General features: G+C 59.0%; 16 protein-coding genes. 5 read left to right on the forward strand and 11 right to left on the reverse strand.

Annotation, left to right across the window (positions count from 1 at the left end):
• Positions 1 to 7 precede the first annotated feature (7 nt).
• Positions 8 to 2,083: a 4-alpha-glucanotransferase gene (gene malQ / locus C1N84_RS19230; RefSeq protein ID WP_211724677.1), complete on the reverse strand. Its 2,076-nt coding sequence runs from the start codon at positions 2,081 to 2,083 to the stop codon at positions 8 to 10.
• An 8-nt stretch (positions 2,084 to 2,091) separates the two neighbouring features.
• Complete coding sequence (malP, locus tag C1N84_RS19235) at positions 2,092 to 4,494, reverse strand: maltodextrin phosphorylase (RefSeq protein ID WP_058781475.1); 2,403 nt, start codon at positions 4,492 to 4,494, stop codon at positions 2,092 to 2,094.
• A 276-nt stretch (positions 4,495 to 4,770) separates the two neighbouring features.
• On the opposite strand from malP, the gene malT reads away from it, so the two are divergent.
• From malT to C1N84_RS19250, 3 genes are all read left to right on the forward strand, one after another.
• On the forward strand, positions 4,771 to 7,473 hold the full coding sequence (gene malT / locus C1N84_RS19240; protein WP_264444675.1) for an HTH-type transcriptional regulator MalT: 2,703 nt from the start codon (positions 4,771 to 4,773) through the stop codon (positions 7,471 to 7,473).
• 126 nt (positions 7,474 to 7,599) lie between these two features.
• Positions 7,600 to 7,839, forward strand: coding sequence for a type II toxin-antitoxin system antitoxin RelB (gene relB, locus C1N84_RS19245; protein WP_058759167.1), 240 nt, complete (start codon positions 7,600 to 7,602; stop codon positions 7,837 to 7,839).
• Entirely contained in the window at positions 7,839 to 8,126 is a 288-nt protein-coding gene (locus tag C1N84_RS19250; protein ID WP_021509424.1) for a type II toxin-antitoxin system RelE family toxin, read from the forward strand. Before relB ends, C1N84_RS19250 begins: the two co-directional genes overlap by 1 nt.
• 118 nt (positions 8,127 to 8,244) lie before the next feature.
• Here the strand turns inward: C1N84_RS19250 and C1N84_RS19255 are convergent, their stop codons facing one another.
• Both C1N84_RS19255 and C1N84_RS19260 read right to left on the reverse strand, forming a co-directional pair.
• Complete coding sequence (locus C1N84_RS19255) at positions 8,245 to 10,026, reverse strand: bifunctional diguanylate cyclase/phosphodiesterase (RefSeq protein WP_264444672.1); 1,782 nt, start codon at positions 10,024 to 10,026, stop codon at positions 8,245 to 8,247.
• A 429-nt stretch (positions 10,027 to 10,455) separates the two neighbouring features.
• Positions 10,456 to 11,337, reverse strand: a complete 882-nt coding sequence (locus C1N84_RS19260) for a LysR family transcriptional regulator (protein ID WP_264444670.1) — start codon at positions 11,335 to 11,337, stop codon at positions 10,456 to 10,458.
• Between the two features lie 104 nt (positions 11,338 to 11,441).
• Between C1N84_RS19260 and budA the strand changes: the two genes are divergently transcribed.
• Entirely contained in the window at positions 11,442 to 12,224 is a 783-nt protein-coding gene (budA, locus tag C1N84_RS19265; protein WP_238562326.1) for an acetolactate decarboxylase, read from the forward strand.
• Between the two features lie 14 nt (positions 12,225 to 12,238).
• Positions 12,239 to 13,918, forward strand: a complete 1,680-nt coding sequence (alsS, locus tag C1N84_RS19270) for an acetolactate synthase AlsS (RefSeq protein ID WP_262264959.1) — start codon at positions 12,239 to 12,241, stop codon at positions 13,916 to 13,918.
• An 83-nt stretch (positions 13,919 to 14,001) separates the two neighbouring features.
• Here alsS and C1N84_RS19275 read toward each other — a convergent pair whose 3' ends face one another.
• From C1N84_RS19275 to C1N84_RS19305, 7 genes are all read right to left on the reverse strand, one after another.
• Positions 14,002 to 15,651, reverse strand: a complete 1,650-nt coding sequence (locus tag C1N84_RS19275; RefSeq protein ID WP_394541917.1) for a methyl-accepting chemotaxis protein — start codon at positions 15,649 to 15,651, stop codon at positions 14,002 to 14,004.
• Positions 15,652 to 15,810: 159 nt separating this feature from the next.
• A complete protein-coding gene (locus tag C1N84_RS19280) occupies positions 15,811 to 16,821 on the reverse strand; it encodes a GlxA family transcriptional regulator (RefSeq protein WP_264444663.1) in 1,011 nt (336 codons plus the stop codon).
• A gap of 271 nt (positions 16,822 to 17,092) precedes the next feature.
• Positions 17,093 to 18,211: an NAD(P)/FAD-dependent oxidoreductase gene (locus C1N84_RS19285; protein WP_222987158.1), complete on the reverse strand. Its 1,119-nt coding sequence runs from the start codon at positions 18,209 to 18,211 to the stop codon at positions 17,093 to 17,095.
• A 33-nt stretch (positions 18,212 to 18,244) separates the two neighbouring features.
• Complete coding sequence (locus tag C1N84_RS19290; protein WP_264444660.1) at positions 18,245 to 19,318, reverse strand: Gfo/Idh/MocA family protein; 1,074 nt, start codon at positions 19,316 to 19,318, stop codon at positions 18,245 to 18,247.
• Positions 19,318 to 20,064 carry an amino acid ABC transporter ATP-binding protein gene (locus C1N84_RS19295; RefSeq protein WP_021509433.1) on the reverse strand — a complete coding sequence of 249 codons (747 nt, stop codon included), beginning with the start codon at positions 20,062 to 20,064 and terminating at the stop codon, positions 19,318 to 19,320. Before C1N84_RS19295 ends, C1N84_RS19290 begins: the two co-directional genes overlap by 1 nt.
• A 1-nt stretch (position 20,065) precedes the next feature.
• Complete coding sequence (locus tag C1N84_RS19300) at positions 20,066 to 20,872, reverse strand: amino acid ABC transporter permease (protein WP_021509434.1); 807 nt, start codon at positions 20,870 to 20,872, stop codon at positions 20,066 to 20,068.
• Positions 20,873 to 20,945: 73 nt separating this feature from the next.
• The gene (locus tag C1N84_RS19305) at positions 20,946 to 21,767 is read right to left on the reverse strand and encodes an ABC transporter substrate-binding protein (RefSeq protein WP_058759175.1); all 822 of its coding nucleotides are present in this window, start codon (positions 21,765 to 21,767) and stop codon (positions 20,946 to 20,948) included.
• Positions 21,768 to 21,826: the final 59 nt, after the last annotated feature.

A 21,826-nucleotide genomic window follows, 5' to 3' on the forward strand; every position in this document is an offset into this window, starting at 1 on the left:
TTTCGTGCTACTTACGCTGACGCTGACGCTGACGTGATTGTACCGCCGTCAGCAACGCATCGATCCTGTCATCCTCCGCCATCGCTTCCAACGTTACGCTTAGTTTACGTCGCCAGTTGGGATACTGATCGACGGTGCCCGGCACGTTGACCGGCAGTGCCATATCCAGCCACTCTTCCGGCTGCAAACCGAGCAGCGCACACTGGCTGCGGGCCAGATAGCGATGGATCGCCTGACTAAGCTGATGGCTCATGCGCACGCTGGCCCGCCGGAAGCGGCGGCGCGGCGGCAGATCACCGCTGCGCAACAGCGTACGCAGCAACGCCTGTTTAGCCAGGCGCCGATCGCGATACAGGCCAGCGAGAATCGCCCGATCGGGGTACAGCCCCAGCGCGCTGCCCAGCCGCAAATCGTCACTTTGCCACCAGCCGCGCAGCGTCGGCATATCATGGGTGGTGGTAACGGCCATCGCCTGACGCGGCCACGTCGCTGGCGCGCGGAAGTGGCGCTGCGATTCCTGCTCAAAGTAGAGCACTTTGTAGGAGTACACACCGGCGTCGCGCAGTTTATCAACGATGGCTTCCGGCACGGTGCCCAGATCCTCGCCAATCACCATGCAACGATGGCGCTGGCTCTCCAGTGCCAGAATCGCCAGCAAATCATCCACCGGATAGTGCACATAGGCACCGTGCGCCGCGCTTTCGTCCTTCGGTATCCACCATAAACGCAGCAGCGCCATCACATGGTCAATGCGCAGCGCGCCGCAGTCGCGCATGCTGGCGCGCAGCAGGGCGATCCACGGTTCATAGCCGCGCGCGGCCATCACCTGCGGGTCCATCGGCGGCAATCCCCAGTTCTGACCGAGCGGACCGAGGATATCCGGCGGCGCGCCAACGCTGGCGTCCAGGCAGTAAAGCTGCCGATCGCGCCAGGTTTCCGCGCCATCCGCCGCCACGCCCACCGCCAGGTCGCGATACAGCCCGATCGCCATCTGCTGCTGCTGACACAGCTGCCAGCAGGCGGCGAATTGCTCTGCCGCCAGCCACTGCAGCCACATGTAGAAGCGCACCTCGTCGCTGTGCTCGATGCGGAACGCCAGCACTGCCGCACTGTTCGCCTGCTGCCATTCGGCCGGCCAGTGTTGCCAGCCATAACCCGTGCCATCCTGGGCGCTGCGCGCCGCGTGCAGCGCATCAAACAGCCCCTGATGCAGCAGGCTGTCGCCCCCGGCACGCACAAACTCTGCAAACGCCTGCGCCTGTCCATCATCTGCCGTGCGCCGGCGAAACTGCTGCCAGGCAAGCCGCAGTCCCTGCAGCTTAAGCCGGGTGACGGCAGGGTAATCCACCCACGCGGCGTCACGCGCTGCCCGAATCGCCTGCTGCGTCTCCTCAGCTTGCCACCAGGCCTGCGCCGCGTCGCTGAGGCCAAAATCGGCCACGGCGCTCACATCGATATAGAGGATGTTGAGCCAGCGCCGGGACGAGGGACTGTAAGGGCTGGCGCTCTCCGGTGCGGCAGGAAACAGCGCGTGCAGCGGATTGAGCCCGACAAACGCGCCGCCGCGCCGCGCGGTTTCAGCGATCATCTGCCGCAGATCGCCGAAATCCCCGATGCCCCAGTTAGCCGCAGAGCGCAGCGTATACAGCTGAATACAGCTGCCCCACAGCGATTCGCCCGCCAGCAGTTCCGCAGGTTCGTAGCAGCGGCGGGGTGCCACTATAATCGGGCAACAGTGACACTGTAACTCCTGGGTCAATGTCAGCTGGTGATAACCGGCGGGCAACGCGGGCAACACCAACGCTTCACCCGGCTGGCAGCGCCCGGACCAGCTTTCACCGCTTTCGCTCGTCAGCTGCCATTCCGCGTCGGCGCTGAGCACCGGTGCCAGACTCAGTGGCTGTCCGACATAAAAAATCACCACCGGCGGCAGCGGTGCGGAGCCGTTCACAGGCGCCTGCATCAGCGCAGCGAGACGCTGATGGGTAAGAGCAGAAATCTGCCGCGGTTTTCCGTGCGCATCAATATATTCCGCAGCAATAAGCGCGTCAGCACGGCGATCAAGAGCATCTTTGGGTTTCATGGCGTTCCTTAGCGGCTGGCCTGCCAGATACGTTGCTGATAGTCACGAATGGCGCGATCGGCACTGAACATGCCGCAACGCGCGGTATTGAGGATTGCGGCGCGCGTCCAGGCCTCAGGATCGGCCCACAGCGCTTCAACCTGCTGCTGCGCGTTGAGATAGTGGCGAAAATCAGCCAGTACCAGATAAGGATCGCCGCCTTGCGCGCCCAGGCTGTTGACCAGATCGCTGAACGCCGTGCGGTCGCCGTTACTGAAGGTGCCATCTTCCAGCGCGGTCAGCGCGCGATCCAGCTGCGCGTCCTTACTGCGCCAGTTCAATGGCGAGTAACCGGCCTGTTTCAGCGCGCTGACCTGCTCTACGGTATGGCCAAAGATGAAGATATTCTCTTCACCGACCTGCTGCGCGATTTCAACGTTGGCCCCATCCAGCGTACCGATGGTGAGTGCACCGTTCAGCGCCAGCTTCATATTGCCGGTACCGGATGCTTCTTTGCCCGCAGTAGAGATCTGTTCCGAGAGATCGGCGGCCGGGATCAGGCGCTCGGCAACCGACACGTTGTAATCAGGGATAAAGACAATTTTCAGCCGGTCGCCGACGCGCGCATCGTGGTTAATGGTCTCTGCTACTTTATTGATGGCGTAAATGATGTTTTTCGCCAGCGCATAACCCGGCGCCGCTTTGGCACCAAACAGCATCACGCGCGGAGCCAGATTGGCCTGCGGATCGCTGACCAGCGTTTGCCACAGCGCAATCATGTGCAGCAGCATCAGGTGCTGCCGTTTGTATTCGTGCAGCCGCTTGATTTGGACGTCAAACAGCGCATCAGGCTGCACCGCAATGCCGGTTCGGGCGGCGATCCACTCTGTCAGTGCCTGCTTGTTGTGCTGCTTAATGGCGCGATATTCGGCGCGGAAGGCGGCGTCATCGGCGAATGGCGTCAGATCCTGCAGCGCATCGAGATCGTTAAGCCACGGACGCTGCAGCGTTTTGTTGATCAGCGCCGCCAGCGCCGGATTGCACTGGTTGATCCAGCGACGCGGCGTGATGCCGTTGGTGACATTGTGAAACTTCTCCGGCCACAGCGCGTGATACTCGGGGAACAGGTCCTGTACCACCAGCCGCGAGTGCAGCGCCGCCACGCCGTTGACTGCAAAGCTGCCGACCACGCACAGATTTGCCATGCGCAGTTGCTGATCGTGCACCAGCGCCAGTTTTGACCAGATCGCCTGATTACCCGGCCAGCGCGCCTCAACCTGCTGTTTTAGCTGCGCATTGAGCGTATTGATGATCATCAGATGGCGCGGCAGCAGGCTGCGCACCAGGCGCAGGTTCCAGCACTCCAGCGCTTCCGGCATCAGCGTGTGGTTGGTATAGGCGAAGGTGCGCTGGGTAATGCGCCATGCGTCCTGCCAGCTGAGCCGGTGCTCATCCAGCAGCAGGCGCAACAGCTCCGGGATGGCCAGCGTCGGATGCGTATCGTTCAGCTGGATCACTTCATAATCCGCTAACGTTTCGATGGATCGTCCCGCCGCCTGATGACGGCGCAGAATATCCGCCAGCGTACAGGCACACTGGAAATACTGCTGCATCAGACGCAGCTTTTTGCCTGCCTGATGGTTGTCATTCGGGTAGAGCACTTTGGTCAGTTTTTCCGCCTCAATGCCTTGCTGTTCTGCACGCAGAAAATCGCCGTTATTGAAACGCTGGAGATCAAACGGTCGGGCATGCTTTGCCTGCCACAGACGCAAGGGCTGCGTGATGCCGTTGCGGAAACCGACCACCGGCAGATCCCAGGCTTCACCCTGCACAACAAAAGCAGGCTGCCAGTGCGCCACGCCGTCAATGGTGGTCACGCTGCCGCCCAGTCCGACCTGCACGTCAAGCGCCGCGTTGTGGCGAAACCAGGGATAACGATCGCGCTGCCAGTCATCCGGCTGTTCGTGCTGCGCGCCCCCGACAAAATGCTGGCGAAACAGACCGTACTGGTAGTTCAGGCCATAGCCGAGCGCAGGCTGGCCGGTGGTCGCCATCGCATCGAGAAAACAGGCGGCCAGCCGTCCCAGACCGCCGTTGCCCAGTGCCGGATCGGTTTCACGCTCCAGCACGTCACTCAGCGTCACGCCTGCTGCGGCCAGCGTCGCTTTAACGCCGTCGTACCAGCCGAGATTCAGCAGATTGTTGCCGGTCAGCCTGCCCAGCAGAAACTCCATTGACAGATAATTAACGTGGCGCTGTCCGCCAGCGGCCGGCTGCACCGGTATATCCGCCAGCAGTTCGGCCAGCGCGCCGCTCAGCGCGTGCCACCACTGGTCGGGGCTCATTTCCTGCGCATCCGGCAGGCCAAAACGTTGCCACTGGCGCACCAGCGCGGCAGAAAAACGGTCAGGGTCAAATGTGGGCAGTGCCATAGGGAAACTCCAGTCGAATAAATAGGGTTACAGGCAGTGTGACGCTGCCGCCAGGCGGCTACCTCCTCCTGTAAAAAATTCCACGGGGAGGACAGGGAGGGTGGAGAGGCTGAGGTAAATCTGAAAGCGCGGCAGGAGTGTGATAACACTCGCTTTTGTAAAGCGTAACTAATCAGTTCGCTTGCATTCAGTAACCGAATCTCCGAACGTGTATGACTATTAATTACGAAGCGTAAAAAAATGATGCGCTGAACGTTAACGGAGAAGCGTGCGCCCATGTTGATACCCTCAAAACTGAGTCGTCCCGTTCGTCCTGAAAGCACGGTTACCCGCGATCGTCTGCTGCAAAAGCTCAGCGCAGCGGCGAATTACCGGCTGGTGCTGATTGCCAGCCCGGCGGGCTACGGCAAAACCACGCTGGTATCGCAGTGGGCGGCTGATAAAAGCGAGCTGGGCTGGTATTCATTAGACGAGGGCGACAATCAGCCGGAGCGCTTCGCCGATTACCTGATCGCCGCGCTGCAGCAGGCTACCCGCGGCGCATGCAGCCGCAGCGAGACGCTGGCGCAAAAGCGTCAGTACGTGAACCTCAATGCGCTGTTCGCCCAGCTGTTTAATGAGCTGGCCGCGTGGCAGCAGCCGCTGTGGCTGATCATCGATGATTATCATCACATCACCAATCCTGCCGTGCATGAAGCGATGCGCTTTTTCCTGCGCCATCAGCCGGATAACCTGACGCTGGTAGTGCTGTCCCGCAATCTGCCGCAGTTGGGTATTGCTAATCTGCGCGTGCGTGAACAACTGCTGGAGCTGGGCAGCCAGCAGCTGGCCTTCACCCATCAGGAGGCGAAACAGTTCTTCGACTGCCGCCTGAGTGCGCCGCTCGCGCCGGATGAGAGCAACCGTCTGTGTGATGATGTAGCAGGTTGGGCGACCGCGTTACAGCTGATCGCACTGTCCACCCGTCAGGGCGCGGCATCGGCGCAGGACTCCGCTCGCCGGCTCTCCGGTATTAATGCCAGCCACCTTTCCGATTATCTGGTCGAGGAAGTGCTGGATAACGTCGATGCCGCCACGCGCCATTTTTTGCTGAAAAGCGCGTTATTGCAGTCGATGAATGATGCGCTGGTCGCCTGCGTGACCGGTGAAGACAACGGGCGCATGCGGCTGGAAGAAATTGAACGTCAGGGGCTGTTTATTCAGCGCATGGATGATTCAGGGCAGTGGTTCAGCTATCACCCGCTGTTCGGCAGCTTTTTGCGTCAGCGCTGCGAATGGGAGCTGGCCAGCGAGCTACCGGCCATTCACCGCGCGGCCGCGCAAAGCTGGATGGCGCAAGGTTTTCCCGGCGAGGCGATTCATCATGCGCTGGCGTCCGGCGATACCGATATGCTGCGCGACGTGCTGCTGCAGCATGCGTGGACGCTGTTCAACCGCAGCGAACTGGCACTGCTGGAGCAGTCGCTGAATGCGCTGCCGTGGCGCACGCTGCTGGCCAGTCCGAAACTGGTACTGCTGCAGGCCTGGTTGATGCAGAGCCAGCATCGCTTTTCTGAAGTTAACCGGCTGCTGGCGCGCTTTGAGGAAGGCTGCGACTGCGAAATTGACGCCGCGCTGCAGGGCGAATTCAATGCGGTGCGCGCACAGGTGGCCATCAATCACGGCAACGCCGACGAAGCAGAGCGGCTGGCACGGCTGGCGCTGGAAACGCTGCCGGAAACGCGTCGCTACAGCCGCATTGTGGCCACCTCAGTGCACGGCGAAGTGATGCATTGCAAAGGTGACCTGACCAACTCGCTGGCGCTGATGCGGCAAACCGAACAGATGGCGCGCCGCGATGAAGCCTGGCACTACGCGCTGTGGAGTTTGATTCAGCAGAGCGAAATCCTGTTCGCGCAGGGCTTTTTACAGTCAGCGTGGGAGATTCAGGAAAAAGCGTTTGTGCTGGTGAGTGAACAGCATCTGGCGAACATCCCGCTGCACGAGTTTTTACTGCGCATCCGTGCGCAGCTGATGTGGGCGTGGGGCCGGCTGGATGAGGCCGAACACGCCGCGCGCGCAGGCATCAAAGTCCTGAAAGGCTATCCGCCCCAGCAGCAAATCCAGTGCCTTGGGCTATTGATTCAGTGCTCGCTGGCACGCGGCAATCTGGATAATGCGCGCAGCTATCTCAGCCGGCTGGAAAACCTGATGAATAACGGCGTGCTGCACAGCGACTGGATTGCCAACGCCGACAAAGTGCGGCTGATCTACTGGCAGATGACGGGCGATGCACAGAGCGCCAGCCACTGGATGCGCCATACCGATAAACCCGCCTTTGCCAACAATCATTTTTTGCAGGGCCAGTGGCGCAATGTGGCGCGGGCGCAGATCCTGCTGGGCAACCTCAGCCAGGCCGAAGTGATCCTCGATGAGCTGAATGAGAATGCGCATGCGCTGCGGCTGATGAGTGATTTAAACCGTAACCTGCTGCTGCTAAATCAAATCTACTGGCAAACCGCGCGCAAAGCGGAGGCGCAGCAGGCGCTGATCGAAGCGCTGAAGCTGGCACGCAGCACCGGCTTCGTTAGCCACTTCGTGATTGAGGGCGAAATGATGGCGCAGCAGCTGCGCCAGTTAATTCAGCTCAATACGCTGAGCGAACTCGATCAGCATCGGGCCCGGCGCATTCTCAATGAGATCAACAAGTATCACCGGCATAAGTTTGCCCATTTCGATGAGGGCTTCGTCAGCCGGCTGTTGAACCACCCGGATGTGCCGGAGCTGATTCGCACCAGTCCGCTGACCCAGCGCGAATGGCAGGTGCTGGGGTTGATCTACTCCGGCTACAGCAACGATCAGATCGCCGGCGAGCTGGACGTCGCGGCAACCACCATCAAAACCCATATCCGTAATCTGTACCAGAAGCTGGGCGTCACCCATCGCGCCGAAGCGATGCACCAGGCACAGTCAATGCTGAAACTGATGGGCTACGTTTAAGGCAGAAGTCGTGTTGCGGTGAATCTCATTACCTGCAGAGCGCGTATAACGCTGGGCAGGACTTGATATATGCATGAGGGAGTGAAATACTTGTAATGACATTTGTATGTACAAGAGGTGTAGGACATGGGCAGCATCAACCTGCGTATTGATGATGAACTCAAAGCACGTTCTTACGCTGCGCTTGAAAAAATGGGGGTGACTCCCTCTGAAGCGCTTCGTCTCATGCTTGAGTATATCGCCGAAAATGAACGTTTACCGTTCAAACAGACACTGCTGAGCGACGAAGATGCTGAGCTGGTCGAAATAGTGAAAGAGCGGCTTCGCAATCCTAAGCCAGTTCGTGTGACGCTGGATGACCTTTGATGGCCTATTTTCTGGATTTTGACGAGCGGGCACTAAAGGAATGGCGAAAGCTGGGCTCGACGGTACGTGAACAATTAAAAAAAAAGCTGGCTGAAGTACTTGAGGCACCCCGTATTGAAGCGAACAAGCTTCGCGGTATGCCTGACTGCTACAAAATAAAGCTCAGGTCTTCAGGTTATCGCCTTGTCTATCAGGTGATAGACGAGAAGGTGGTGGTTTTCGTGATTTCGGTTGGTAAAAGAGAACGCGCGGAGGTTTATAACGAGGCCGTGAAGCGCATTCTCTAAAACTAAGCCGGGTATTTCTGTTTCACCTTTAAAGTATCATTCTGCTTTAAGCTAACAGACTCATCGTATTGCCACTGAATCTGCTCCAGACGCTCCCCGGCGTACACTGAACCATACCTCAGCTTTGTGCCGCGAGCTGGCGCGTCAGCCACGCATCCAGCTCGCTTTCCGGCAGCGGGCGCGCATAAAAGTAACCCTGCGCCTGATCGCAGCCGTACTCCGCCAGCGCAGCAACGGTGTCGACATTCTCTACGCCTTCAGCCAGTACGGTGTAATCCAGCTGTTTCAGCATGGTAATGATGCTGCGCGCGATAATCCGCGACGCGGTATCTGAGGCGATTTCGCTGATCAGCGCGCGATCAAGCTTGATCACATCCAGCGGCATCCGTCGCAGGTAGCCGATATTGCTGTAGCCGGTGCCAAAGTCATCCAGCGAGATGCCAAACCCACGCAGCTTGAGCATCTCCAGCCCCTGTAGCGCGGCGGGACTGTTAATAATCTGCTCGGTCTCCAGACATTCAATGCCCAGCAGCGAGGTCGGCAGGCGGGCCTGCAGCATCTTCGTTTCCAGCGCATCGGCAAAGCCGGGATCAGAGAAGTCGCGGCTGCTGATATTGATAGTCACCGGCAGCTGGAGAGGGCTGTGCTGCAGGCGTTTTAGCCTGGCGATCGCCTTGTCGGTCACCCAGCTGGTTAAGGCACTGAGCAGCTCGGTCTGTTCCGCCAGCGGGATAAACAGATCGGGAGCGAGTTCGCCGCGCTGCGGATGCCGCCAGCGCACCAGTGCCTCCAGGCCAACGGGCCGGCCACTGTTCAGGCAGATCTTCGGCTGGAACGCCAGCCACAGGCCCTGATCCTGTTGCAGTGCCGCAGCCAGATCGTTCATCAGCAGAAAGTCCTGAGTGCGGCGCTGATCGGCTACCAGGCTGAAGCTCATGGCAGGCACCCGGTTGCCAATCGCCTCATGCAGGGCACTTACCGCCCGGCGCAGCACTTCCTGTGCGCGGAGTTCTGCTGGAATGAAAATGACCTCGCCGGTAAAGCAGGTGAGGGCGACAGAGATGCCCGCGTCCAAATCCGCGCTGATCCCTGCCAGGTTTTCCGCCACCGATGCGGCGGTCAGCGGGCTGTTATCCATGGTGAGAATCGCAAAACGCCCGGTGGCGACGGTATAAATGATGTCGTCCGCACCGGGCTGCAGGCGCAAAGGCAGTAACGTGGTGACGTGCTTCAGCAGGCTTTCCACCGGCCCCATGCCCATGGAGCGCGCCAGCTCGTAGGCGCGCGGCATGTCAATGCAGTCGATCAGGATCAGCCGCTGCGGCGTCCGGTCCCCGATGGAGGCCAGCCGCTGCAGGTCGCGAATCAGGCGCTGGCGGTTAGGCAGTGCCGTGACCGGATCGGTGAAGCCGGCGCAGTGCCACGCTTCGAGGAATGACATCACCAGATCGGCCAGCAGCTGTAATACCTTCACCTGATCAGCGCTGAACGGGTGCGGTGCAACGTCGGTCACGCACAGCGTGCCCAGCACGTAACCGTCACGATGCCTGAGCGGCACACCGGCGTAAAAGCGGATAAAAGGGGCACCGATGATCAGCGGATGACGGGCAAAACGCGCATCCAGCAGGGTGTCGGAGATAACTACCGCGCCGTCACTGTCCACGGCGTGGCGGCACAGCGAGTCCTCGCGGGAAGACTGCTCCAGCGCAAAATTGTGGGCGGCGCAGATATGCTGATGTTCATCATCCAGAACCGAGACAAAGCTACCTGGAATACCCAGTGCCTGACTGGTCAGCCGGACAAAGTTTTGTAATACGTCGTCACGGCTTTCGTCGCGACTGCGCAGCGCCTTCAATGCCCGCGCACGGCGATCGTCGTCACCGTTAAAGTTCATCAGCATAAGTTCCTCCGCGCCGGCCTGGTTCCGGTGCGAAATTTAACAGCAAAAGTGCAGTCTGCAGCCGACAACACAGTGTCGCTGGCAGGATAATTCCGCGCGCATTAAATAATAGTTATCACTCATGGTAGGCTTAACGCGGGCATCTGTCATATTTATTTTCTTTAACGAGTTTTTTAGTAAGCGACGATTCCTTTATTTCATCGAACTGCAGTGCAATGCGCGCATTAGCCGGCCAGATAATATCGTTTATTTCTACCTATAAATAAGTAGCACGAACAACAGATAGCGCTTGAAAATGAAGCAGTTACTAATTGCGCCGTTGAAATACACCGTGTGCCAACATTCTCCGGTGACCTTTAATGAGCGATATAATAATATCCCGCGAGATTATTATCGTAATAAATGTTGCCAATTCCGTTTGTGCCGGACTTAATCACTTTCAATTAAACTTAACAGATGCAGCACCGTTTTGGCCGGATGATTACGCCGCCAGGCGAAGGCAATGTCGGTAAACAATGTATTATTCTCAATGTCACGAAACACCAGTTGTGGATTACTCACGCAGCACAGTGAAGCCGGCACCAGCGCAACCCCGCAGCCTGCGCCCACCATGCCGAGCGAGGAGGTAATCTGCGGTGCCTGCTGAAAGCGTGTTGCATCAAAGCCGGCGCGCAGACAGGCACTGACGATTAATTCGTACAGGCTGGGCGCAACCTCGCGCGGGAAAATAATCAGTGATTCTTCGGCCAGCTGCGCCAGCGAGACTTTCTGCAAATGGCTAAGCGGATGGCTGGCTGGCAGCGCCACTTTCATCTCCTCCGTGGCGATCACTTTCAGGTTAAACGCCTTACTGCTCTCACACGGCAGACGAATGAACGCCGCATCCAGTAAACCTTCCCCTAAGTCCTGCATCAGCAGCGCCATGTTCTCTTCCCGGGTGATGAGCTCCATCGCCGGGTAGCGCGTTTTGAAGGCGCGAATCAGTTCAAACACCGGCGCGCCAAACGCCACCGAGCTGGCAAAACCCAGTGACATCTGGCCGCTCATGCCGCGCGCCACGCCGCGCGCCTTTTCCAGCGCCATATCGGCCAGCTGCACAATCGCTATCGCATCGGGCAGAAACGCGCGGCCCGCATCGGTCAGTTCCACGCCGCGCGTCAGGCGCTTCAGCAACGGCGTGCCGATCTCGTGCTCCAGCCGCTGGATTTGCTGGCTGAGCGGTGGCTGCGATATGCCCAGCAACTCGGCAGCGCGGGTAAAGTGCTGCGTTTCAGCAACGGCAACGAAATAACGCAGGTGGCGAAGTTCCATATCAAAAACGTCTCGAAGTTGGCAGTTTTCACTATTGGATTCTGTGAGCTATGTAGCCCACCATGATATTAACACGGCTTAACTATCTGATTGTGAGGCAGCAAATGTGTAACTTTGTATCTGATTGTTCATGCGAAGATCAGCTAAAAGCATCCGTCACTCAACTGGAACAGCAATCACCAGAAAAGGTTATCTATCAGACCTCCCTGATGAGTGCGCTGCTCAACGGCGTCTATGACGGTTCAACCACCGTCGCGCAGCTGTTGCAGAAGGGCGATTTTGGCCTCGGCACGTTCAATCAGCTGGATGGTGAACTGGTGGCATTTGACCGGCAGGTTTATCAGCTGCGCGCCGACGGCAGCGCCAGTCCGGCGCGGCCTGAGCAACAAACCCCGTTCGCCGTGATGACCTTCTTTAAACCGGAACATCAGCACCGCTTTGCGCATACCGCCACGCGCGATGACGTCCATCAGGTGATTGATCGCATCATCACCTCCGATAACCATTTCTGCGCGCTGCGCCTGAGCGGCCGCTTTGCCTCGGTACAGACGCGCACCGTGCCCTGCCAGTGCCGTCCGTATCGCTCTATGCCGGAAGTGCTGGGCAATCAGCCCACCTTTGATTTTCGCCAGCGCGACGGTGAGCTGATTGGATTCCGCACGCCGCAATATATGCAGGGTATTAACGTCGCCGGCTATCACGAGCACTTCATCACCGACGATCGTCAGGGCGGCGGGCATATCCTCGACTATGTGCTGGAGCAGGGCACGCTGACGTTTGGTGCCATCAGCAAGCTGGTGGTCGACCTGCCGCAGGATCGAGAGTTTTTACAGGCCGATCTCAATCCGCAGGATCTGGATGCCGCGATCCGTTCCGTCGAAAGTTAATCGCAGAGGTGATCATGAAACAGCTTAAAACCCAGACGCTGTGGAACAGTGGTGCAGACCTGGTTGTCGCTCAGCTGGAAGCGCAGGGCGTAAACCATATTTTTGGCATTCCCGGTGCCAAAATCGACAAGGTGTTTGATTCGCTGGTGGATTCCTCCATTCAGCTGATTCCGGTGCGCCACGAGGCCAACGCGGCGTTCATGGCCGCGGCGATTGGCCGTCTGACCGGCCACGCCGGCGTAGCGCTGGTGACGTCTGGCCCCGGCTGCTCGAACCTGGTGACCGGCATGGCCACTGCCACCAGCGAAGGCGATCCGGTGGTGGCGATCGGCGGGGCGGTTAAGCGCTCCGACAGTGCCAAACAGGTGCATCAAAGCATGGACACGGTGGCGATGTTTCGCCCGGTGACCAAATTTGCCGTCGAAGTCACTGATGCCTCGGCGCTCGCGGAGTGCGTATCGAACGCGTTTCGCCATGCCGAAAACGGGCGCGGCGGCGCATCATTCCTCAGTCTGCCGCAGGACATTGTTGACCAGCCGGTGTCAGGCAGCCTGTTACAGCGTTCAGCACACATCACGCTGGGCGCTGCGCCCGACGCGCTGGTGAATGCCGTAAGCCGCGAGATTACGCGGGCGAAAAATCCGGTGATTATGCTGGGCCTGATGGCCAGCCAGCCGGAGAACAGCGCGGCGATTCATGAACTGCTGAGCAAAAGCCGTATTCCGGTGACCAGCACCTATCAGGCGGCGGGCGCGGTGCGGCAGGAGCACTTCTCACGCTTTGCCGGCCGGGTTGGCCTGTTTAACAATCAGGCCGGTGACCGCCTGCTCCAGCAGGCGGATTTGATTATCACCATTGGTTACAGCCCGGTCGAGTATGAACCGGCCATGTGGAACAGCAGCAACGCCTTGCTGGTGCACATCGACGTGCTGCCCGCCGAGACCGATAACCACTATCAGCCCGACGCCGAACTGGTAGGTGATATCGCCGGTACGGTGCGCAAAATCGCCGCGCAAATCACGTCGCCGCTGCAGCTCAGCGACGCTGCCGCCACCATTCTGCAGGATCGGCAGCAACAGCGTCAGCTGCTGGCGATGCAGGGTGCCAGCCTCGATCAGTTCGCCCTGCATCCACTGCGTATCGTCCGGGCGATGCAGGACATCATTAATAGTGACGTCAGCCTGACGGTCGACATGGGCAGTTTTCATATCTGGATTGCCCGTTACCTCTACAGCTTTCGGGCACGGCAAATCATGATTTCCAACGGGCAGCAAACCATGGGCGTGGCGCTGCCGTGGGCGATTGGCGCCTGGCTGGTCGATCCGTCCCGTAAAGTGGTTTCGGTGTCGGGCGACGGCGGCTTTCTGCAATCCAGCATGGAGCTGGAAACCGCCGTCAGGTTAAAGGCCAATATTCTGCACATCATCTGGGTCGACAATGGCTATAACATGGTGGCGATTCAGGAAGAGAAGAAATACCAGCGCGTGTCCGGTGTGAACTTCGGGCCGGTGGATTTCAAAGCTTACGCGCAGGCGTTTGGTGCCGCTGGATTTTCGGTGAACAGCGCAGCTGAACTGGAACCCACGTTGCGGCGGGCGATGGAGGTGGAAGGACCGGCTGTGGTCGCCATCCCGGTAGATTACAGCGATAACCCGCTGTTGATGGGGCAGCTGCACCTCAGCCAGCTGCTGTGAGCGGAGGCGAAGCCGGACCGGCCGTGAACATCACGGCGGTCCGGAACAATAACGCAATTTACGGTCTGGCCGGGCGGATGGGGTTAAAAGCTCTGCCAGTCCGCGTCCATGCCGTGCCCGGCGGCCACGGGTACAGCAGCCGGACGTTTCAGCGCGGAGACCGTTTTCGGGCGCTCAGCAGGTCGCGCGGACCCGGCCAGTGAAAACTGATTCACCAGGCCGGACAGAGTTTGCGCCTGATCCTGCAATGACGCGGATGCGGCAGAAGCCTCCTCTACCAGCGCCGCATTCTGCTGCGTGACATCATCCATCTGATTAATCGCCAGGTGTACCTGCGAGATGCCGGTGTTTTGCTCTTCGGCGGCGGCAGCGATTTCGCTTACCAGGTCATTCACCTGACGGAACGCGGTTTTCAGTCCGGCCATGTTCTCTTCCACCGCTTCGGCCTGTACCGCACCAGATTCCACCAGGCTGTAGGAGGTATCAATAAGCTGTTTGATCTCCCTGGCTGCCTGGGTCGAACGCTGCGAGAGGTTGCGCACTTCACCCGCGACCACCGCAAAGCCCTTTCCGTGTTCGCCGGCGCGCGCCGCTTCGACGGCAGCGTTAAGCGCCAGAATATTGGTCTGGAAGGCAATGCCTTCGATCAGCGTGACAATTTCGGTGATTTTTTTCGAGCTGGAGCGGATCTCCGCCATGGTGCTGAGCATATTGCCCAGCGACACCGCGCTGGCGTCTGAAAGTTCTGTCGCGTTACCGGCCAGACGATTAGCCTGCCGGGTATTGTCGGCCGTCTGACGCACGGTTTCGCTCAGTTCCGCCATACTGGCCGCCGTCTGTTCCAGCGAGGCGGCCTGCTGTTCCGTCCGCGAGGAGAGATCTTCGTTGCCGGCGGCGATTTGTGCCGACGCAGAACTGACAGCGTGAGAAGCGGTACTGACCTGCGCCAGCGCGCTGCCAACCCGGTCAAGTAGCTGGTTAAAGGCGCGGGCCATGTTGCCGACTTCGTCTTTTTTGCTGTCATCGGCGGTGACGCTCAGGTCAAGGCTGCTGCCAACGTGATCCATCACCTGACCAATCGCTTTCAGGCTCTGACGAATGCGCACCAGAGTTAACGCGGTGAGCGTACCCAGTAACAGCAGTGTCACCGCGACCCCGGCACTCAATCCCCAGAATGTGCGGTGATAAATCTCCTGGTTGACCACGCGCAAGCCGTCACCCAGCGACAAATTAAGCGACATCTGCTGGCGATAATCATTTTTTAACTGGCTGATGGCGCCGCCAATACCGCTTTCGGCTTCCAGCATGCCGAGCGTGACGTCATCCTGATGAGCGTGTGAAGCAGCCAGAAAGGCCGGCAACCGCGATTCAACCACGCGCAGCGTCGCCAGGCCTTTAATGGTGATCTGCTTGTCTTCGTCGCTGGAGATATCATTGGCTAAATAATATTCTGCCAGCGTTTTAATATCGGCCAGGCGCTGGGCGATCTCTTTCTCGACCGGCGGCATGCGCGCATTGTCAGTCTGGCTTTGATGCTTATATAGCGACAGAGAGAGTTTATTGCTGCGATCGATCAGCTCGGATAAATCGCGAATAGAAGGAATTGCGTTAGCCTGTACGTATTCAAAACGGTCCTGAAAACCGCCCAGCAGTCGCACAGAAATAATACCCGTCACCACCAGTGAAGCTGAGAGCAAAATGAAAGCCAGGGTAAGTCTTTGAGTAATATTCATCATCTGTTTACCTGGAAAAAAGTTTAAAAGGAAGAACACAACAACTCAGCGTTAATCGGCATCACATCACAAAAGGTTATTTCAAAAAATATGAATAAATTAACTTCTCAGGATCATTAATTTTGAAGTAATTAAAAAACTTTCAAAATGCGTGGCGTACTATTTGGCGCTAATTACCTGCGCCTTACGGTGTGCTATCCACTCACGATACTGAGCCGGCGTCATCGCCATCACCTGATGGAAGGCTTTACGGAAGGCGGTGTCTTCGCTGTAGCCGCACTGCATGGCGGTCTGACGCACGCTGACGTCGGTGCTGGCCAGAATGGTACAGGCCAGTTCAATGCGGATGCGGGTAATAAACTCTTTTGGCGTCTCCTGCGACAGGGCTTTCATTCTGCGCTGCAGGGTACGCCCGGTAACGTTCAGTGCGGCTGCCAGTTGCGCGGCATTGATGGCAGGATTTTCCAGGCGGATGATCTCCTGCGCCCGCACCAGAAACGGCGTGCTGCTTTTCCCCATTCCCGGCGAGTCGGGAAGGTGGGTGTGCAGCACAGGGTTATCGGCCAGCGACATCTCCCGGGTGAGATCCGCCACCGCCTTGCCGGCGCTTTTTTCAATGATATACAGGGCCAGCGATATCCACGAAAAACAGCCACCGCTGGTAATGACGCGATCGTCTTCCTCCAGCGTTTTGCCTTTCGCCAGTCGCGCCTGCGGATAGCGCGCCTGTAGCATATGGCTGACCCACCAGGTGGTGGTACAGGAACGGTCATTCAGCAAACCCGCCTCGCCGAGGATCACGCCACCGGTGCCCGCAGCAGCAACCCAGACACCCTGCTGATAGAGTTTGTTAAACCAGCCGGCAGCCTGACGGATACTGTCGAGGTTGATCGGTTGCAGGTCGGGTCCCAGCAACATGCCGGGCGCAATCACCACATCAACCGCACCGGCCCCCTGAAATGAGCTGTCGATGTGAATCAGGCGGCCTTCCGTATCCCACACCGGGTCACCGTTGGCGCTGACAATCAGCGTTTCAAAAGCTTTATCGGGAAAGCGTGCGGCGTGCACGGGGGAAGAGGCAATCGCTTTGTTGGTTATCCAGAAAAGGTCGGTCATTCCGGCAACGGCGGACAGTACGCTACCTTCCAGGGCGAGTATGGCGATACGCATAAGGGGTTTCCTGTGTTCAGATTGTCGTGATTTGCGTGAAAAATGTGACATTTTCCGCCGCTGAAGCTTTGTGGCCTCAATAGCGGACTCTTAGTTTATCTGGCCCTGGCGGTTGTCATCGGAAAAGAAACCGGCAATAAGCGGATATCAGACCAGCAGGGAAGCGGAAAGGGCGCGTGGATGAAGCGATGGGATCGGGCAAACGAGAGGTGTGTGACAGACAACAGGGCGTGTAGCCAGCGCCACCATCATCGTGGCGCTGGTGCTGACGTTAGCTGAATCTTTCCGGGCGGAAGGTCGCCAGCATCGGGTGTTTAACGCCGGTGAGTATCTCCTGCGTCAGTATCTCACCGAGGATCAATGCCAGCGTGGCGCCGGAATGGGTGAAGACAACAAAACAGCCGGGAACCTGCTGCAGCTCACCGACCACCGGTTCGCCATCGCCAGGAATCGGTTTGAGACCGATTTTCCAGCTGCTGGCTTTCAGCGGCGCGCCGTCAGCGATCAGGTTACCCGCTTCCGCCATCAGCTGGTTAATGACTGCGGTATCAATGCTGTACTGCCCGTCGGCCTGCGCGACGATGTGCTCTTCATACCAGTCGTGATCGACGGCGATGGTGTTGCCGGGATTAGGCCGGACCGCCGCGCGCGGCGTATTCATTACCACCTGCAGCCGGTGATCGCCGGGCTGGCTGGTCACCAGCATAGAGACCGGAGAACCGTTGGGGATGTGCACGCCGAGCGGGGCAACCACTTCCGGCGTCCACGGGCCACACGCTACCAGTACGCGATCGGCCAGCAGCTCACCGCGTTTTTCGCTGCGAATGCCGCTGGCCCGGCCGTCTTTGGTGATCACGCTGGCTTTACCGGCGTGCTCAATGATCTCTCCGCCCAGCGCGCGCAATGCCTGAACCAGATGCTCAACCAGATGCGGCAGGCTGACCCAGCCTTCACCGGGGTTGGCAATCGCCACCTGACTCAGGCTGGCCGGATTCACCTGTGCATCGACATCACCGACCGTGGCGCGATTGATCAGCTTTGAGTCGTAGCCCTGCGCTTTTTCATAGTGATGACGCGCTTTGGTGCCCGCGTCATCGTCTGCGGCCCAGTAAATCGCGCCGTCGAAGCGCAGCCAGTCGAGCTGCGGATGACGGGCAAACAGCGTGCGATAGCGGTCAATGCCCGCCATGCGCAGCGCATGGTAAGGCTGCGAACGCTCGCCCGCGGAGTTGAGCCAGGAGAGGGATCGGCCGGTGGCGCCGGAGCAGAGTGCCGCTTCCGTCACCAGCGTGACCTGCGCGCCCGCCTGCGCCAGCTGCCAGGCGGTTGAGACGCCGAGGATGCCGCCACCCAGCACGATAACGGTTTTTGCCACGGTTTTGTCAGACATCATTCATTCCTTCTGTTAAAAAATGTTCGCCCTTCAGGCAATACGTACGCGATGCTGCTGATGGAGCTGCTCAATAAGCTGTAAAACGCCGAGCGCTTCACGCGCATCAACCGGCGGCGGCCCACCATGTAACAGCGCGTGGGCTAACAGCTGATAGAAAGCGGGGTAGTCGCCACGTTCAATCGGCACCGTTGTGGTTGCCCCGACCGTGCCGGCCCGGGCAACGTTTTCTGCCGGCGTGACGCCGTACTGGCTATCGCCGGGCGACATGCCAGCCGCCAGCTGCGGCTCCTGATTGTCCAGCCCCCAGTGGGTGAAAGCGCCTTTGCTGCCCAGCAGGTGAAAGCGCGGCGCATTCAGTGCCGCCTGGCCATTCATCCACAGCCGCGAGCGCACGCCGTTGTGGTGCAGCAATGAGACAAAACAGTCCTCGTCGCTGTCCGATTGCGGGCCGGAATGGCGCGCCAGCTCTGCCGTGGCATGGGCGACCGGGCCAAAGAGCTGGATGGCCTGATCAATCAGATGGCTGCCGAGATCCAGCAATAAACCACCGCCCTGTGCCAGCGTGACACTGTCACGCCAGTTGCCGAATCCCTGCGGTCGCCACCACTCGAAACGCGACTCAAAACTCCTTACGGTGCCGAAGGCTTCCTGGTGCACCAGGCGCTGTAATGTCAGAAAGTCGCCGTCCCAGCGTCGGTTATGAAACACGGTGAGCAAAGTATTGGCCTGCTGCGCGGCGGCGATCATCGTTTCTGCCGCCTGCACGTCTGGTGCGAACGGTTTATCCACCACCAGATGGATCGCGCGCTGGCTGGCCTGCACAGCCTGCTCCGCGTGTTGCGCCGGCGGCGTGGCCAGCACGATGAGATCGATGCCGATCTCGCCGCCATCAATGGCCTTGAGCAGCGCTGGCCAGTCCGGCAGCACGCGCGCCTGGGGGTAACGTTGCTGCGCGGTCGCTACGCGTTGGGCATCACCTGTGACGATAACGTCGAGACGATAGTCGGCGTTATGGGCAAGCAGCGGTGCATGAAACACGCTGCCGGCGACGCCAAATCCCACCAGCGCCGTGCGGACTGGGCCGCTAACCTGAAGATGTGTCATTACAGCACCTCCGACAGAAAACGCTGCAGGCGCGCGGACTGCGGACGGTCAAAGATTTGTTCCGGCGTGCCGGCTTCCACGATTTCGCCTTCATCCATAAACACCACCTGGTCGGCCACGCGCCGGGCGAAGCCCATCTCATGGGTCACGACCACCATGGTCATGCCGCGCTGGCACAAATCGGCCATTAGCGTCAGAACGCCTTTCACCAGTTCAGGATCGAGTGCCGAGGTGGCTTCATCGAACAGCATCACTTCCGGCTCCATTGCCAGCGCGCGCGCTATTGCCACCCGCTGCTGCTGACCTCCGGAGAGATCGCGCGGCCGGTGATCGGCTCGCTGAGCAAGCCCCACCTCGGCCAGCCGCTGACGGGCAATCTCCAGCGCTTCGGCTTTCGGGCGGCCTTTCACTTTCCACGGTGCCAGCGCCACGTTTTCCAGCGCGCTGTGATCGGGAAACAGGTTGAAATGCTGAAACACCATGCCAATTCTCAGCCGCAGCGCATCGGGCTTGTCCTTCAGCACAGAACGCCCGGCCAGTAAGACATCGCCGTTCTTCGGCTCATGCAGGCGATTGATGCCGCGCAGTAGGGTGGATTTTCCCGATCCCGAGGGACCGATGATGCAGGTGGTAGTGCCCGGTTCGATGCTCAGCGACACATTGCGCAGCACCTCAATCGGGCCGTACGCCAGCGTCAGATTGCGCAGCTCGAGGCTGGCGCCGTGAAATGCAGATGGCATGGCCATATTAATGTCCTCGCTCGCTGGTAAGGGAGACCGCCGGAACCACGTTGCGCTTTTGCTGCACTTCATCGAGCTCCTTCAGGCCGCTTTGTGGCGCGGTGGCGCGGCGACGTCCGGTACGGTAGCGGACGTCGATGTAGTTCACGGCGTGGGTGAGCGGCACGGTGATCACCAGATAGAACAGCCCGGCCAGCATCAGGGGTGACAGGTTGCCGCTCAGCACGGCGGCATCCTGACCGACGCGGAACAGCTCACGCTGACCGGTCATCAGGCCCAGCAGATAAACCAGCGACGAGTCTTTGATGATGGCGATGAACTGATTGACTATCGCAGGCAACACGCGGCGGATGCCCTGCGGAATGATCACCAAGCGCATCGCCCGGCCATAGCTCATTCCCAGCGCCCGGCAGGCTTCCATCTGCCCCTGTTCCACGCTCTGAATACCGGAGCGGAAAATCTCGCCCATGTAAGCGCTGGCAATCAGGCTCAGGGCAAAAATGCCGAGCGGATACGGCGTCGGACCAAATAGCTGATAGCTGAAACGCGCCAGGCCCTGACCAATCAACAGAATGGTGAGGATGGAAGGCAGGCCGCGAAACAGATCGGTATACAGCCGCGCGGGCACGCGCAGCCAGCGCGAGGGCGAGATGCCCATCAGCGCCAGGATCAGGCCGAATAACGTGCCCAGCACGGTGGCCGCCACGGAGATAATGATGGTGTTGACCAGTCCGGTTGCCAGCAGCTGTGGCAGGACGTCCATCATTGATGGAATATCAAAAAACGTACGGGAAAGAATAGTGATCAGATCCATAGCCGATTCTCGGTTGCGGGTGACGGACATGCGCCGTCACCGGATGCATTCTCACGCATAACGATGCGCAGGGTTATTGGCCGCCGGGCAGATACTGTTGCGGCATTGGCGAACCCGGGAACCACTTCTGGTACAGCTGTTTCCAGGTCCCATCCTGCATCGCCGCTTTGATGGCTTTATCCAGCGCTGCTTTGAACTCGGGCTTGCCTTTGGCGATGGCGACACCCGCAGGCGCGTCAAATGAAGGGATGTTCGCCGCCGTGACCAGCTTAAAGCGGGTGGCATAATCTTTGGCGGCTTCGTAGTCGAGGAACATGGCATCAAGCGTGCCGTTATTCAGCGCGGACACCGCTGCGTTGTTATCGGGGAAACGCACCAGATCGGTCTGTTTGAAGTGCTGCAGCGCATAGTTCTCCTGCAGCGTGCCCTGAATCACCCCCAGCCGTTTATGCGCCAGGGTTTCAACGTTTTTCACCCCGGAATCGCTGCGGGTCAGCACCGTCAGATAGCCCGCAAGATAGCCGGTGGAGAAATCGACGGTTTTTTCGCGCAGCGGGGTGATGCCAATCGCGGCGACGCCGGCATCATACTGGCCATTTGCCACCGCCGGCAAAATGGCGGAGAAGTCCTGACCGATAAAATCCACCTGATCGATGCCCATGCGATGCGCCACATTTTTGAAGAATTCGACGTCAAAGCCGGTGAAGTTGCCGTTTTTATCGGTGAAGGTGTAGGGCTTCGCGTCGCCGAGGCTGGCAACGCGGAGATGACCGGGTTCGATCAAACCCCAGGGATTACTGTCGCTGGCGGCGTGGGCGCTCCAGCTGGCGGAAACCAGCATTGCCGTGCCGAACAGGGCGGCGGTCAGGTGATTGAAACGTTTGTGCGATGTCATAAGGCTCTTCCGTCTGTGCAGGTGAAACTTCAGAGTTCGCCAAGCCGGTTTATTGTTAT

The organism is Pantoea sp. SGAir0418 (assembly GCF_043529865.1).

Excerpts from the sequence above, each read along its gene's own strand:
- malQ (WP_211724677.1), bottom strand. The coding sequence starts at position 2,083 with ATGAAACCCAAAGATGCTCTTGATCGCCGTGCTGACGCGCTTATTGCT.
- malP (WP_058781475.1), bottom strand. The coding sequence starts at position 4,494 with ATGGCACTGCCCACATTTGACCCTGACCGTTTTTCTGCCGCGCTGGTG.
- malT (WP_264444675.1), top strand. The coding sequence starts at position 4,771 with ATGTTGATACCCTCAAAACTGAGTCGTCCCGTTCGTCCTGAAAGCACG.
- relB (WP_058759167.1), top strand. The coding sequence starts at position 7,600 with ATGGGCAGCATCAACCTGCGTATTGATGATGAACTCAAAGCACGTTCT.
- C1N84_RS19250 (WP_021509424.1), top strand. The coding sequence starts at position 7,839 with ATGGCCTATTTTCTGGATTTTGACGAGCGGGCACTAAAGGAATGGCGA.
- C1N84_RS19255 (WP_264444672.1), bottom strand. The coding sequence starts at position 10,026 with ATGCTGATGAACTTTAACGGTGACGACGATCGCCGTGCGCGGGCATTG.
- C1N84_RS19260 (WP_264444670.1), bottom strand. The coding sequence starts at position 11,337 with ATGGAACTTCGCCACCTGCGTTATTTCGTTGCCGTTGCTGAAACGCAG.
- budA (WP_238562326.1), top strand. The coding sequence starts at position 11,442 with ATGTGTAACTTTGTATCTGATTGTTCATGCGAAGATCAGCTAAAAGCA.
- alsS (WP_262264959.1), top strand. The coding sequence starts at position 12,239 with ATGAAACAGCTTAAAACCCAGACGCTGTGGAACAGTGGTGCAGACCTG.
- C1N84_RS19275 (WP_394541917.1), bottom strand. The coding sequence starts at position 15,651 with ATGAATATTACTCAAAGACTTACCCTGGCTTTCATTTTGCTCTCAGCT.
- C1N84_RS19280 (WP_264444663.1), bottom strand. The coding sequence starts at position 16,821 with ATGCGTATCGCCATACTCGCCCTGGAAGGTAGCGTACTGTCCGCCGTT.
- C1N84_RS19285 (WP_222987158.1), bottom strand. The coding sequence starts at position 18,211 with ATGTCTGACAAAACCGTGGCAAAAACCGTTATCGTGCTGGGTGGCGGC.
- C1N84_RS19290 (WP_264444660.1), bottom strand. The coding sequence starts at position 19,318 with ATGACACATCTTCAGGTTAGCGGCCCAGTCCGCACGGCGCTGGTGGGA.
- C1N84_RS19295 (WP_021509433.1), bottom strand. The coding sequence starts at position 20,064 with ATGGCCATGCCATCTGCATTTCACGGCGCCAGCCTCGAGCTGCGCAAT.
- C1N84_RS19300 (WP_021509434.1), bottom strand. The coding sequence starts at position 20,872 with ATGGATCTGATCACTATTCTTTCCCGTACGTTTTTTGATATTCCATCA.
- C1N84_RS19305 (WP_058759175.1), bottom strand. The coding sequence starts at position 21,767 with ATGACATCGCACAAACGTTTCAATCACCTGACCGCCGCCCTGTTCGGC.